This window comes from Alicyclobacillus hesperidum, assembly GCF_900107035.1.
GTDB classification, from domain to species: Bacteria; Bacillota; Bacilli; order Alicyclobacillales; family Alicyclobacillaceae; genus Alicyclobacillus; species Alicyclobacillus hesperidum.
The window spans coordinates 19,672-33,710 of sequence record NZ_FNOJ01000006.1; the positions used below are offsets into that span (position 1 = coordinate 19,672).

Genomic DNA, 14,039 nt, shown 5'->3' on the forward strand with positions numbered 1-14,039 from the left:
AAATCTCCTTACGCCGAAAAGGCCTGTTGCGGACTCTCCTGCAACAGGCCTTTTCAGAAAAACAGCAGACAATACCAGGATTCCGTGAGCAAGCTCATTATTGCTCCATTTGTTTACCAAGAAAGCCGGCTGCCGTTTCGGCAAGCTTCGTTTCCGTCTCTCCCATCCGCACATTGTCTTCGCGCGTCACCAGGATGACTGCACCAATTGGATCGCCAGCGGCGATAATGGGAGCGATCACGCGTGCACCAAAGCGCTCGCTCCGATCCCGGACAATCGAGTAGTCGCCGGGTGTAGAGTTGATCACCGTCTTGCGATCCTCCATCGCCTGTTCGATGTCTTCGCTGACCTGCTTCTCCAAGAAATCCTTCTTCGAGGCACCCGCAACTGCGATGATGACATCGCGATCGGCAATCATAGCGATATGTCCAGTCGACTCCGCCAATGAATCGGCGTACTCCTTTGCAAAATCACCAAGTTCGCCAATCGGCGAGTACTTCTTCAAGATGACTTCCCCGTCGCGATCGACAAAGATTTCTAAGGGATCGCCTTCGCGGATCCGCAACGTGCGTCGAATTTCCTTCGGAATTACAACACGACCGAGGTCATCAATTCTCCGTACGATGCCTGTAGCTTTCAAGAAATGATCCCTCACCCTCATGAAGTTTGGTGCAACGGATGTCTGACGTGACTGTATTATGTGACACCATAAGATCCTCTATGCACCAAGGAAGCATGAGGGTTGTCGTTAAACACCGGCCACTTCCTCCTGCGTTTTGGACTGGCGGACCATCTCCAGATAATCGCGCAAAAATGCGGAAAGCTTGTTCAGAATCTCTTCCCCAGGCATACCCTTCGTGCGGAACGACACGAAGAATAGGCCATTGGGTCGGCTTGTCGGCTGACCGTGGTGCTTCATCGCCATCGCCAACGCTTTGCTATAGTCGACAGGCCGCGATGCATCGTTGCCAAAGCGAATAGCTGTCTCAGCGCCATGCACCGAGATCTGATCGACGCCGGCGCTGGCGGCGAGGCTCTTGAGCCGCGTGACGTTGAGCAGGTTGCGTACCTCGGTGGGCAGATCGCCATAGCGATCCTCGAGTTCTTCTTCGAGATCGTCTGCCTCCATCAAGGTCTGGACCGCACGGAAGCGTTTATACATCGCAATTTTCTGCGCCGAATCGGAGATATAGGTATCCGGGATATACGCTTCAACCGGCAGATCGATACTCGGTTCGACGCCTTGTTCCACTTGCTCTCCGCGCAGTTCGCGAACCGCCTGCGCCAGCATCTCGGTATACATATCAAAGCCGACGGAATTGATGAATCCGTGTTGTTCAGCGCCGAGCAAATTGCCTGCACCGCGAATGGACAGATCGCGCATGGCAATCTTAAAGCCGCTGCCAAGTTCTGTGAACTCCTTGATGGCTGACAACCGCTTTTCTGCCACCTCTGTGAGCACTTTGTCCCGCTGATACGTGAAATACGCGTAAGCGATCCGATTCGAACGCCCAACGCGCCCGCGCAGTTGGTACAACTGTGAAAGCCCGAACTTGTCGGCATCGTAGACAATCAACGTGTTGACGTTGGAAATGTCAAGTCCCGTCTCAATGATGGTGGTCGTAACGAGAATGTCGATCTCGCCCTCGAGAAAATCGAGCATCACCCGCTCGAGTTCAGCCTCCTGCATCTGCCCGTGGGCAACGGTCACGCGGGCGTCCGGCGCCATCTCCTGCACCCGCTCGGCCATGCGATGAATGTTGTGAACCTGGTTGTAAACAAAGTACACCTGACCACCGCGCCCAAGTTCTCGCTCCAACGCTTCCCGAATCAACCCCTCGTTGTACTCGACGACATACGTTTGTACCGGAAAGCGATTCTCTGGAGGCGTCTCAATCACGGACAAGTCACGCACACCCATCATCGACATGTGCAGCGTTCGCGGAATAGGCGTCGCGGTCAACGTCAAGCAGTCGACATTGGCGCGCAACTGCTTTAGGCGCTCCTTGTGCGTCACGCCAAAGCGCTGCTCTTCATCGACAATAAGCAAGCCAAGGTCCTTAAATTGAATGGACTTTTGCAGCAAACGATGCGTTCCGATCACGACGTCGACTGTGCCGTCCTTTAATCCCTTGATACAAGCCTGCGAATCCTTGCGCGATCGAAACCTGCTCAACATGTCGATAGTCACCGGAAACCCGGCAAAACGCTCCTTAAATGTCTCATAGTGCTGTTGTGCCAACACAGTTGTTGGTACAAGGACGGCCACCTGCTTGCCGTCCATAACAGCCTTAAAGGCAGCCCGGACAGCGACTTCCGTCTTCCCATATCCGACATCTCCGCACAACAGCCTATCCATTGGCCTTGCCCGCTCCATGTCGCGCTTAATATCCGCGATCGCACGCAATTGATCCGGTGTTTCCTCGTACGGAAACATATTTTCGAAGTCAACTTGCCATGGTGTGTCCGGTGAGAATGCATGTCCCGGCGTCGCCTCGCGCTGCGCGTACAACTTCACGAGGTCGGCCGCAATATCCTTGACCGTCTTACTGACGCGATTTTTGACCTTTTGCCATTCGCCACTACCCAGATGGTGTAGTTTGGGCTCCTTTTCGCCCGAGCCGATATAGCGCTGAATTTGATCGATCTGATCGACCGGTACATACAAGCTGTCGTTGCCTGCATAGCTCAAGTACAAATAATCGTTATGTCGTCCCTCGACTTCGAGCGTCTTGATGCCCATGTACTTGCCAATACCATGGTTGACGTGGACGACATAGTCGCCAACATTCAATTCCTGATAGCTTTTAATTCGCTCGGCGTCCGAGACGTTCGAGCGCGTGCGCCGGTGTTTGCGTTTGGCGGTAAACACCTCGGTCTCGACGATGAGCGCGATATGCTGCATCGGCAATTCAAAGCCACTCGACAAGTTGGCGACGACGATTTGCGGCTCTTTGGCGCCAGGTGTGAACGACTCCACTTCGTCCGCACCGATCCGATAATCGTCCAACACGCGCGCGAGATGCTCCGCACGCTCCTTGGTCGCAGCCGCAAACACGACGTTCATACCGGCGTGCTGCCAGCGTGCGACTTCCGTCTTCAAGACATTCATCTGGCCATGGAAGTTCTGCATGCTCCGCGCCGTCAGATTGACAACCTGCCCGAAACGCGTACCTGCCTGGCTGCGGGTGAACGTCGAAAAGTGCACCTTCGCTTTCGACAATTCTGCAATCTTCGCCTCATAGTCAACGGCCTCGACCGTGCCTGATAAGACTTCACCACGCATGAGCGCACCCGAGAGCCACTCATTGAACTCCCTCTCTAAAGCTTGCGCACGCTCCAGCAATCGCGATGTCTCGTCCAGGCAGACAAACGTCGAACCCGTGACATGATCGAACAGCGTATCCACGTGATCGGTAAGAAGTCCGCGGTATCGGGCGAGCCCTGGGAACGACTGCCCACTCTGCAACTTGCGCAAATCTGCACCAATCGCCGTCTGCAATCGATCGCGTACATCGGCGTCCGTCGTCGTGCGCAGGCGAGACTCAAGGTGTTCGGCAACGCGATCCGCCACCTCTGCCGCCACACTGGGGGGCACGGCCAAATCGATGGCAGGTCCGAAAGATACCTCGTTCAGCTTCTCAAGCGAGCGTTGCGTGTCGGGATCGAACGTGCGAATCGAATCGATCTCGGTATCAAACCATTCCATCCGATAGGGCTGTGTCGCCGCCATCGGAAAAACGTCCAAAATGCCGCCGCGAACGCTGAACTGGCCTCTACTCTCAACCAGATCAACACGTTCATAACCGCCTTTCACCAACTGCGCCACAACATCGTCAAGTGGCTGATTCAGGCCAACCTCGAGCCGAACGAGCGTTTGCATAAACTGACTGCGCTTCGTAATAGGTTGCCAAGCGGCCAAAAGCGTCGTTACCACGACAACAGGGCCCTCCGCAACGAGGGCCTCCATCACATGCAACCGATCCGACATGACGTCAGATGAAGCTGCGATATAGTCGACCAAAGCGTTTTCGCGCTCCGGAAACAGATAGACGCGCGCATCTGGAAGATACTCTTTCAGGTCTTCCCAAACGGTTTGCGCTTGACTCGCCGTATGCGTCACCACGATCATGGACTCGGGCCCACGTGCATTGCGCAATGCGTACAGTGCGGCCATCGTCAATTGTCGAGCCGCGCCTGTCACGCCTGTGATCAGTGCGTCATTGCGCCGTGGCCCCATCCCGCCGGCCAACGCTTGAAGCGCGTCATCAGCAGCCATGAGTTGGACGAGACCTTTCACACTACTCCCCCTCCCAGTCCGCGCACGGAGTTGGATCTATTGAATGATGTTGCCCTCTATCAAGAGCTCTGGATGCATCGCAACAGCTTGTTCGCAGGCGTCGCAAACCGTCTGAATCTCATACTTGTCCGGGCCCGCATGAATCACGTCGCGCTGATGTTCAACGTCCAAATGATGCAACCCAAGCCGTGATACGGCGTCGGCGTATGACCAAGCTTCGTGATCGACGACGCCAACCGGCTGTTTACAATACCGGCATACGTATTCAAAGCGCATCTGCGCCACCCCCGACAACGATGTCTGCCATTAGTATGGGGGTAGAACAAAATGGACATACGTCACACAGCAAATTTGCACGCACAAGCCGATCCAACTAAAACGAAACGCGGTTATATTGATTCATCGCATGTTCAAAACCGTGCTCGACGGCATGCATTGCCGCCTCCGCGGCGGCCGCGGCTGCCTTTTCCACCCGCACGCGCTCCTCTTCAGGGAAGGTGCCCAGCACATACGGAATGATGTCGGATCCACGCGGTGGACGCCCGATGCCGATGCGAATACGGCAAAAGGTATCCGTTCCCAACGACTGTATCAGCGATACCACACCGTTGTGCCCGCCCGCCGAACCGCGCGCACGCAGTTTGAGTTGACCGGGTGGAAAATCCATATCGTCGTATATCACCAAGATGTCTTGCTCGACATCCAATTTGTAAAAGCGGACGATCTCGGCAGCTGCAACTCCGCTTACGTTCATATACGTCTGCGGTTTCACGAGCAGAACTGGTTCCCCCGCAATCCGCGCCTCACCGATGAGCGATTGAAATTTGGCGCGATCGACAACGACGCCGAGCCTTTGAGCGGCGTTATCGATCGCCCAAAAGCCGACGTTGTGCCGGGTTCGTTCGTATTTGAAGCCTGGGTTACCAAGCCCAATGATTGCTTTCAAAAGTCTGTATCCTCCTGTGGCGATGGCGCTCAGTCAAACAACTGGCTGATGGAGCGCTGTGTATGCACGCGGATGATGGCCTCGGCAATCAGTTCGGCTACGGATAAGACGCGAATTTTATCGATCCGCTTATGTTCCGGCAAGGCAATCGTATTGGTGACTACGACTTCTTGGATCTCGGATTTCGCGATGCGCTCGACCCCGGCACCGGACAGCACCGGGTGAATGCAACACGCGTAAACACCTTTCGCTCCCCGTGCCAACAACTCGCTGGCCCCTGCCGAGATGGTTCCGGCGGTGTCGATCATGTCGTCGATAAGAATAGCCGTCTTGCCCTCAATATCGCCGATGATGTTCATCACTTTTGCTTCGTTGACTTCGGGACGTCGCTTATCGATGATGGCCAAAGGCGCCCCCAGCCGCTCGGCGAATGCGCGGGCTCGCGTCACACCACCCATGTCTGGCGACACGACGACGGGATTCTCAATTTGCTTGTCCAGAAAATAATCAGCCAGAATCGGCATGCCAATCAAATGATCCAGCGGGATGTCGAAGAAGCCCTGAATCTGACCTGCGTGCAAGTCCATGCAGATCACGCGGGAAGCCCCTGCTGTCTCAAGCAGGTTGGCGACCAATTTTGCCGTGATCGGATCGCGAGCGCGCGCCTTGCGGTCCTGACGCGCATATCCATAATACGGAATGACAACGTTGATGGTGCGCGCCGACGCTCGCTTGACAGCGTCGATCAAGATCAATAACTCCATGAGGTGCTCATTGACCGGCGCGCTCGTCGGTTGAATAATAAACACGTTGCTACCGCGAACGCTCTCGCCCAGCTTGATCTGCACTTCGCCGTCCTTGAAGCGGCTGACCTTGCACTCGGCCAAAGAGACGCCAATATAATCAGCAATTTCCTGCGCCAAGGCTGGATTGGCGTTTCCCGTGACAAGCTTCAAATCGCTGTCAATGGCCACTGTCGTCCCCGCCTTTCACGAGATTCTGGTTCTGCTTGCGCGCTTTCCACGCTCGTACATAGTTCGGCTTCGTCGTTTGGGGAACGCGAGAGATGACAAACGCGTCATCCCCTACGTTGTCTGTGACGGTCGATCCGGCCGTGATGTACGCCCCCTCGCCGATGACGAGCGGCGCGATAAGATTGACGTTCGATCCGACGAAACTGTTGTCGCCAATCACCGTTCTGTGTTTGCGCTCGCCGTCGTAGTTGACCGTGATCACGCCGCAGCCGACGTTCACTTGGCTACCCACGTCTGCGTCGCCGACGTACGCGAGGTGACTTACCTTTGTATCGTCGCCAATATTGCTATTTTTGACTTCGACGAAATCGCCAATCTTGACGCGCTTACCAACGCGCGAACCCGGCCGCAGGTAGGCAAACGGCCCAACTTGAGCTTGCTCACCAATTTCACTTTCCACCGCAACCGCATTCTGCACGACGGCACCCGCTTCAACCCGCGTGTCGACGAGCCTGGTATGCGGGCCGATCACCGCGCCTTCGCAAACTACCGTGCGACCGCTGAGCAACGTCCCAGGCAACAGTGTAACATCCGGAGCGAGCACCACGTCGGCATCGATATAGGTATTGCTTGGATCAACAATGGTCACACCTTCGCGCATCCATCGCGTGGCGATATTGTGGCGGCAAATCTGCTCGACGTGCGCCAGTTGTGCGCGATCATTGACACTGGCGATTTCCAAAGGATCCTCGACCATCCGGGCAATCACGCGTTCGCCGTCGGTACGAAGGATGGCGAGCGTGTCCGTCAAATAATATTCACGTTGAGCGTTATCTGCTTGTAACCGACCCACCGACGCTTGAAGTGCGTCCAGCCGATATGCGTAAATGCCAGTATTGATTATTCGATGCTTGCGCTCTTCAACAGACGCGTCCTTTTCCTCGACGACGCGAAGAACGCCGCCCTCGTCATCCAGAAAGACACGCCCTAATCCCGTCGGATCTGGAACAGAGGCCGTTAATACGACCGCCGCTGCACCAGTCGTTTCGCGCGCCTCAAACATACTTGCAATCGTCTGCGGACGGATGAGCGGCGCATCGCCGTACAGCACGACCACGGTATTTGTATCCGAACGCAATGTGGGAAGAGCCGCCTTGACGGCGTCGCCAGTACCAAGCTGAGCTTCTTGAACTGCGATGTCTGCACGCCCAGCGACTGCTGCCGCCACGCGTTCCCGCTGCTGGCCGACGACAACGACAATTTGGTCGACGCCCACCTCTTCGAGTGTGTCGAGAATATGGTGAATCATCGGTTTCCCGCAGACCGGATGCAACACCTTATGCGTCTGCGATTTCATGCGTGTGCCATGGCCAGCGGCCAACACAATGGCACTCCTCGTCATTCGGATCTCCCCCACACAACGTAACACTGCGGATCTTGACTGATGTTGTCGACCCCCAGTGTACCTGAAGGACATTTGCGATTTCAATTTCAAACGCCCTTATCCACAAAAAAGCCCTGGCATTTGCCAGGGACTTTTCAAACAAGATTCAAAAGTTGTTCAAAAAGGTCAGTTGCCCTTCCAGGGGTACGCTTTACCTGGTCGTCTCACCGACCACTTGCTCTTCCGCCTGGATGGTTTCGCCGGGCTGTTGAGCATCGCGGAAATACGCATCGAGGACTGCCTCTTGAATCTTTTGCCGCGTCGATGCAGAAATGGGATGCGCGATGTCCCTGAATTCGCCGTCTGGGGTCTTTTTACTCGGCATCGCAACAAACATCCCATTGTTTCCATCAATAATGCGAATATCGTGGACTACGAATTCGCTATCAATGGTAATAGAAGCAATCGCCTTCATACGGCCTTCTGTCGCAACCTTGCGAAGCCTTACATCGGTGATTTGCACCCTTTTCACCACCCTGATGTCGCGATTGGTCAGTTCTACCTAAAACACCAATTCAACATCGAGGCGGTAAACTCCTGCATCAAACGTCATACATTATTCAAAAATTCACGTACATGCGGTACATCAACCACGATACGCAATGAATTCAATTTCTACGCGCGCCCCGCGCGGAAGGGCCGCAACTTGTACCGTCGATCGCGCCGGTCGATGATCTCCAAAAAAACTTGCGCACGCCTCATTGACGACCTGAAATTCCGCGAGATCCGTCATAAAAATGGTCGCCTTGACGACTTGCTCGCGCGTGCTACCTGCAGCTTTGAGGACTGCGTCCAAGTTCGCAAACACCTGCGCGACCTGCTCGGCGATACCACCCTCAACGATGTGGCCTTCCTTCGTCAGCGGTATTTGTCCCGAGGTATACAAAAACGGACCAACACTGACTGCCTGTGAATACGGGCCAATCGCGGCCGGTGCGTCATTCGTTTGAATGATATCCATGCTACATCCTCCTCAAGGGTTTCTCGCCCATCATCATTGTGTTAAGGGAAACGGGCGAACTTCAATACCAGCCTCACTGACTTCGTTCACTTGTAACAGAGCCACGTATGAATCGACCATCTTGGCCACCGGCATCGCAGTCGCCATAAAGACGGCTGTGCCAACCACTTCGGCATCGAACTCGGCCAACAATTGCGCCACTGCCCTCGCGGTCGCACCCGCCCGCATGAAGTCGTCGACGATAAGGGCCCGCGCGTCGTTTGGCACCAGCCTCTTACTGAGCGACATCGTCTGAATGCGCTTCGCCGATCCAGATACGTAATGCGTGGTCACGGACGCCCCTTCGGTAACGCGTTGGTCGCGCCGTACAATCGCGATGGGAACGTGGAGGTAGCGAGCCACCGATGCCGCGAGCGTAATGCCCTTGGTCTCTACCGTCACGACGACGTTGACGCCCGCGTGTTGAAAATGCGCACTCACTAACCGCCCAACAAAATCGAGAACATCCGGATCCCCCAGAACGTCCGACAGGTAGACAAACTGCCCCGCTAACACCCTGTCCGGATCGGAGAGTCGCGCCGCAAGTTCACCCAGAAATGCAGCTCTGTCGTCATGGGCGACAACGGGCCGATAGCGCACGCCGCCCTGGACGCCTACCATCGTCTCGACGTTCCCCGTTCCTGCGCCCGCAAACGTCTCCCGAATGAGCGCAATATCTTCACTTAGCGTCGATTTTGCGACTCCCCATCGATCTGCGAGCTGTGTCACATGAAGCGGCGCCGCAGGTTGTTCGACAAGTCGCTGGGTCAGGCGAATCAGTCGTTCCTGTCGCTGCATGGCGACGCTCCTTTCCCGCGAACTGGGCGTTTCCTACTCTTACTCAGCGGCAGTTTGCCCCACCACTTCTTCAGCGCCGACAAAGCGGCATATGTACACGTCTTTCATAATCCCGCGCAAGGCGTTGTACATCCGCTGCGCCTGTCCCGACGTCACAGCAAGGCAAAACAACGTCGGACCGCTGCCCGACATGTGCACAGGATGGTGCGTCACTGCTTCAACCTTTTCGGCCAGGGCCCGCAATTCCGGATACATGTCAAACGTGACGCGCTGCAATGCGTTACGCACCAAGGGAGCGATCCCCTGTCCGTTTGCTTCCGCCAGACAACTCACCATCGCTGCACTTGCCGGGCTGTCCGTAAAGTCATCCGGTCGTAACCCCTGATAGACCTCCGCCGTCGACACAAACAGACGTGGATGGACGAGCACCGCAAACATCGGAAGCACATAAGGAATGCGTGTCAATTTCTCGCCACGACCGCGCGCAATTGCCGTACCGCCATACATGCAAAACGGCACATCCGAACCAATGCGAGCCCCCACTTGTGACAGTTCCTCGAGCGACATACCGGTTCCGAACAACTCGTTCAACCCGCGTAGAACCGCAGCCGCATCGCTCGATCCGCCTGCCAAGCCGGCCGCAATCGGAATGTGCTTCTCAAGCTGGATGTGCACGCCTGCAGCTATGCCCGTGTGCTCAAAAAAACAGCGCGCCGCCTGCACCGCGAGGTTGCGCTCATCAACAGGAATGGCAGCCGATGTGCTTTCGATGGTCACCTCTCCCGCCGGGCGCTTATCGAGCCACACCAAGTCGGATAAGTCAATACTTTGCATGACCATGTCGACTTCGTGGTACCCGTCGTCGCGGCGACCCAATACGTCCAACGTCAAGTTGATTTTCGCGTACGCCCGCTTAAACAACAAATGCCCCACCTCGACTAGGACTAGCATGCCGAGGTGGAGCGGCAAAGTCAAGCTCCGGTTACAGCATCGCGTAACTAGGACCATCCGACTGCACCGGAAGCCCGTGGACGCGCACTGCACCCAACTGCGTCAGTCGTTGCTCAAGCGGCGCCAACTTTTCGTAGAAGACGCACAACACATCCCCGGCTTGCATGTCGCATAGCGCCGCCTCCATCGCCTGCACCTCCGACAAGACCACCTTCACCGGCTTGTGAGGCACCGCCTGCGCAATGGCTGTCTGCAAAATGCGGGCGATCTCGCCCGGTTTGCGTCCCCGTAAATCCTGATCCTCCTTGACGATAAACTGATCGAACCATGGCGCCAACGCTTGTGCTGCCTGCTCGACGACGTGATCGGCCCGGTCTCCCGGAACGCCAACAACACCCAGCAGCCGTTTGTGCGGCACCCGCTCCAGCCACTCGCCGACGCGTTGAAAGCCCGCTGGATTGTGAGCATAGTCAAGGATGACATGAGCGCCATTCTGCAACTGAAACATCGCACAACGCCCTTGATTGCGATCCGGTTCAAACGTCCGCAAGGCCTTTGCGACCAAACGCCGAGGAAGGCCTGCCGCACGCATTGCCGCGGTCGCAAGCAAGGCATTTTCCACATGAAAACCGACTGTGCCGCCTAACGTAATGGGAATCTCGGCAACGGGAACAACCGTCCGCCGCACGCGCCCATTCGCCTCGACAATCTGTCCGTCTTCCACGTAAAATGCAGTGCCGCCGGCTGCGATATGGCGGGCGATCCGCTCGTTCCGCTGCGACAAAGAGGTCAAAAATGCCTCAGCCTGAAAGCGGGAACGCATCGCCATGACGCGATCGTCGTCGGCGTTGAGCACAACGATTCCACCCGGGCGTACACGCTCGCCTACCAATGCTTTGACATGCGCGATGTCATCGATGGAATCGAGGCAATCTTGACCGACGTGATCGAGCGAGATGTTTGTGATGACTCCGACATCCGCGTAGTCGTATGCAAGACCGCCACGGATGATGCCGCCTCGCGCGGTCTCGAGCACAGCGACCTCTACTTCTGGATGAGAGAGCACCAAGCGAGCACTGCGCGGTCCTGTCGTATCACCTGGTTGTACCAACGTGCCACCAATATAGACGCCGCCTGTCGACGTGTGACCCACCGTTTTGCCAGCCGTAGCAAAGCCGTGCGCAACTAGGCGCGAGGTCGTCGTCTTGCCGTTGGTGCCCGTGATGGAGATGATGGGAATACGCCCGTTCTGGCCATTTGGGAACAACGACTCCACAATCGCCTCCGCCACCCGCCGCGGCTCGCCTTGGGAAGGATGTTCGTGCATGCGGATGCCTGGCGCCGCGTTGACTTCGATCACCGCGCAATTGCCACGTGCTGCAGGTTCATGTAGCGAGCGGATCACCATATCGACACCACACACGTCGAGCCCAATGTGCATCGCACTCTGTTCCGCAATTCGCCGATACGTCGGGTGGATCACATCCGTGACGTCACAAGCTTCGCCACCCGTTGATAGATTGGCACTGTCGCGCACCGTGACACGTTCTCCCTGTGCCGGGACGCTTTCAAGTGTGTAGCCAGCCTTTGCTAAAACCCGTTCGACAACCGCGTCGATCGCGATGCGTGTGAGCGGCTTTTCGTGCCCGACGCCCCGCCTCGGATCCTGATTCACCCGCTCAATTAACTCGCGAATCGTCGCCTTACCGTCGCCCTCCACCATCGCAGGTTGGCGCAACGATGCAGCCACACAGCGCCCGGCGACGACAAGCAAACGGACGTTGGACCCAGGGATGTACTCTTCGACGACGGCGCTTCGCGAAAATTCCGACGCAACAGCAAACGCCTTGCGCACCTCGTCTTCTGTCGTTAAATTCAATGAGACACCTTGGCCCTGGCGGCCATCCAGCGGCTTTACAACGACCGGCGCCCCCACGTCGCACAACCAATCGATGGCCTCCTCGGGCGATGTGGCAACCCCGCCATAAGGCACAGGAATCCCGACGTCTTCCAGCAAACGTTTGGTAAACGCCTTGTCGCTCGCAATGTCAACACCGACGCATGACGTCTTTTGCGTGATCGTCGCTTCAACCCGCTTGCGATGAACGCCGTACCCCAGTTCCAAAAAACTGCCTTGCAGGCGGCGAACCGGAATGCCTCGTCGCTTACAGGCGTCAACGATGGCCTGTGTACTGGGGCCAAGCTGGTATTGCGCGTGGATGTCGCGCGCCTCCGTGATAATCTGCGCAACATCTGGCGCGCGTTCGTCGCGACTGAGTGCGCGGACAAGTTCTACTGCTTGCAAGAGTAACCAGCGCTGCGTCTCAAAGCATGCACATTCCAAGACAATGTCATAGATACCTGGCCCATCGGCATACACCGTCTTGCCATAGTTGACGCCGAGCCCAGCCAAGTTTGCCAGCTCAATGGCGACATGTTCACAGATGTGCCCGAAGTATGTTCCGCCCTGAAGGCGCCCCACAAAGCCCCCTGGCGCACCTTTGGCACAGTGATGCTCGGCAAGTCCCGGCAAAAGTGCGAGCAGGCGCTCCGTGAAGCCAGGGTAATCCACGCTCTCTTTTTCCGTCCATTCACCCAAGTGAATGCGCGCAACAAGGATGGGTTTATACAGATAGACGTTCGGGCCTTCGATATGCCGAACTGATTGAATGTTCATGAGGAAAGCTCCTTGCGGTGAAGCCATTGTTCAAAATCGGGAATTGGTTTTCGATCGCGCAGTAAGAACCCGCACCCCTCGGGCAACATGTGCAACTGGACCCCACATAAGGCCAAGGACTCGTCCCGCCGCACGCGATCCAGATTCGAATATGACACTTTTCCTGCATCCACAATGCTAACGGCCCCCCGGCCAATCACTTGCAAGACGTGATCGCGCACAATGACGGCCGTATCTTCGTCGATCCCAAGGCCGAGATGATGCGGATACTGGGCGACTGCCGACAACAATCTACCAAGCCTACCTCGTTGTGCAAAATGTTGATCGATCACGCAGCCGTCAAGAAACTCCATGCCCGGTGCCATGTCGACGATCGAGGGTCGCGGATTGGTTTCCGCCTGGCCATCGACAATCATCGTACTTGACATCATCGAGGCACCAGCGCTGGTCCCACCGAGCACAACGCCACGATGATGCGCCTCGTGTAGCGCTGCATCCACGCGCGTGCCGCCGAGCAGCTTCGTAATCCGGAGCTGATCCCCTCCAGTGAAGTAAATACAGGTCGCCTGCTCGATCATTTGAATCGCGCTCGCAGCATTAGCGGCATCTCGATGCGACACGTCAAACGTCCGCACGTCTTCCACGCCGATGCGCTGAAACACGTCGATGTACTCCGCCCCGACTTCCACTGGAAGTTTCGTTGCGACCGTAATCACGAGCACGCGCGCGTGCTTCCCGCCCCCGAGTTCGACGAACCTTCGAAGAATGCGGCACTCGCCCGTTTTATCTTCGGCGCCGCCGACAATAACCAATGGCCCCGACTGACTTGCCAAACGGTTCTCCTCCTCGCGTACCTATGAGCGCCGCCTGCGGATAGGCGATGCTAGTACTTTTTCCACGCAGGTTGGAGTATATTCCAACAAAAATGGCCGGGAACGCGCCCGGCCAT

General features: G+C 56.4%; 12 protein-coding genes. All 12 read right to left on the reverse strand.

Features of this window, described 5'->3' with window-relative positions:
• Positions 1 to 97: 97 nt before the first annotated feature.
• Positions 98 to 640 carry a stage V sporulation protein T gene (gene spoVT, locus BLU70_RS06055; protein ID WP_040288424.1) on the reverse strand — a complete coding sequence of 181 codons (543 nt, stop codon included), beginning with the start codon at positions 638 to 640 and terminating at the stop codon, positions 98 to 100.
• A gap of 108 nt (positions 641 to 748) precedes the next feature.
• On the reverse strand, positions 749 to 4,300 hold the full coding sequence (gene mfd / locus BLU70_RS06060) for a transcription-repair coupling factor (protein ID WP_074692676.1): 3,552 nt from the start codon (positions 4,298 to 4,300) through the stop codon (positions 749 to 751).
• Between the two features lie 36 nt (positions 4,301 to 4,336).
• Positions 4,337 to 4,576, reverse strand: a complete 240-nt coding sequence (locus tag BLU70_RS06065; RefSeq protein ID WP_040288428.1) for an anti-sigma-F factor Fin — start codon at positions 4,574 to 4,576, stop codon at positions 4,337 to 4,339.
• 97 nt (positions 4,577 to 4,673) lie between these two features.
• Entirely contained in the window at positions 4,674 to 5,246 is a 573-nt protein-coding gene (gene pth, locus BLU70_RS06070; RefSeq protein ID WP_074692679.1) for an aminoacyl-tRNA hydrolase, read from the reverse strand.
• Positions 5,247 to 5,275: 29 nt separating this feature from the next.
• The gene (locus tag BLU70_RS06075; protein WP_006445663.1) at positions 5,276 to 6,220 is read right to left on the reverse strand and encodes a ribose-phosphate diphosphokinase; all 945 of its coding nucleotides are present in this window, start codon (positions 6,218 to 6,220) and stop codon (positions 5,276 to 5,278) included.
• Positions 6,210 to 7,622 (reverse strand): bifunctional UDP-N-acetylglucosamine diphosphorylase/glucosamine-1-phosphate N-acetyltransferase GlmU, encoded by a 1,413-nt coding sequence (glmU, locus tag BLU70_RS06080; protein ID WP_074692682.1) that lies wholly within the window; start codon positions 7,620 to 7,622, stop codon positions 6,210 to 6,212. Before glmU ends, BLU70_RS06075 begins: the two co-directional genes overlap by 11 nt.
• A gap of 193 nt (positions 7,623 to 7,815) precedes the next feature.
• The gene (gene spoVG, locus BLU70_RS06085; RefSeq protein ID WP_040288429.1) at positions 7,816 to 8,127 is read right to left on the reverse strand and encodes a septation regulator SpoVG; all 312 of its coding nucleotides are present in this window, start codon (positions 8,125 to 8,127) and stop codon (positions 7,816 to 7,818) included.
• A 123-nt stretch (positions 8,128 to 8,250) separates the two neighbouring features.
• Positions 8,251 to 8,625: a RidA family protein gene (locus BLU70_RS06090; RefSeq protein WP_006445666.1), complete on the reverse strand. Its 375-nt coding sequence runs from the start codon at positions 8,623 to 8,625 to the stop codon at positions 8,251 to 8,253.
• Between the two features lie 33 nt (positions 8,626 to 8,658).
• The gene (purR, locus tag BLU70_RS06095) at positions 8,659 to 9,462 is read right to left on the reverse strand and encodes a pur operon repressor (protein ID WP_006445667.1); all 804 of its coding nucleotides are present in this window, start codon (positions 9,460 to 9,462) and stop codon (positions 8,659 to 8,661) included.
• Between the two features lie 39 nt (positions 9,463 to 9,501).
• Positions 9,502 to 10,383: a 4-(cytidine 5'-diphospho)-2-C-methyl-D-erythritol kinase gene (gene ispE, locus BLU70_RS06100; protein ID WP_006445668.1), complete on the reverse strand. Its 882-nt coding sequence runs from the start codon at positions 10,381 to 10,383 to the stop codon at positions 9,502 to 9,504.
• A gap of 61 nt (positions 10,384 to 10,444) precedes the next feature.
• Positions 10,445 to 13,090 (reverse strand): cyanophycin synthetase, encoded by a 2,646-nt coding sequence (cphA, locus tag BLU70_RS06105; RefSeq protein WP_074692685.1) that lies wholly within the window; start codon positions 13,088 to 13,090, stop codon positions 10,445 to 10,447.
• Positions 13,087 to 13,923, reverse strand: a complete 837-nt coding sequence (locus BLU70_RS06110) for a cyanophycinase (protein WP_040288434.1) — start codon at positions 13,921 to 13,923, stop codon at positions 13,087 to 13,089. The genes cphA and BLU70_RS06110 overlap by 4 nt, the downstream gene beginning before the upstream one ends.
• Between the last annotated feature and the right edge of the window lie 116 nt (positions 13,924 to 14,039).

Excerpts from the sequence above, each read along its gene's own strand:
- glmU (WP_074692682.1), bottom strand. The coding sequence starts at position 7,622 with ATGACGAGGAGTGCCATTGTGTTGGCCGCTGGCCATGGCACACGCATG.
- BLU70_RS06065 (WP_040288428.1), bottom strand. The coding sequence starts at position 4,576 with ATGCGCTTTGAATACGTATGCCGGTATTGTAAACAGCCGGTTGGCGTC.
- purR (WP_006445667.1), bottom strand. The coding sequence starts at position 9,462 with ATGCAGCGACAGGAACGACTGATTCGCCTGACCCAGCGACTTGTCGAA.
- cphA (WP_074692685.1), bottom strand. The coding sequence starts at position 13,090 with ATGAACATTCAATCAGTTCGGCATATCGAAGGCCCGAACGTCTATCTG.
- BLU70_RS06090 (WP_006445666.1), bottom strand. The coding sequence starts at position 8,625 with ATGGATATCATTCAAACGAATGACGCACCGGCCGCGATTGGCCCGTAT.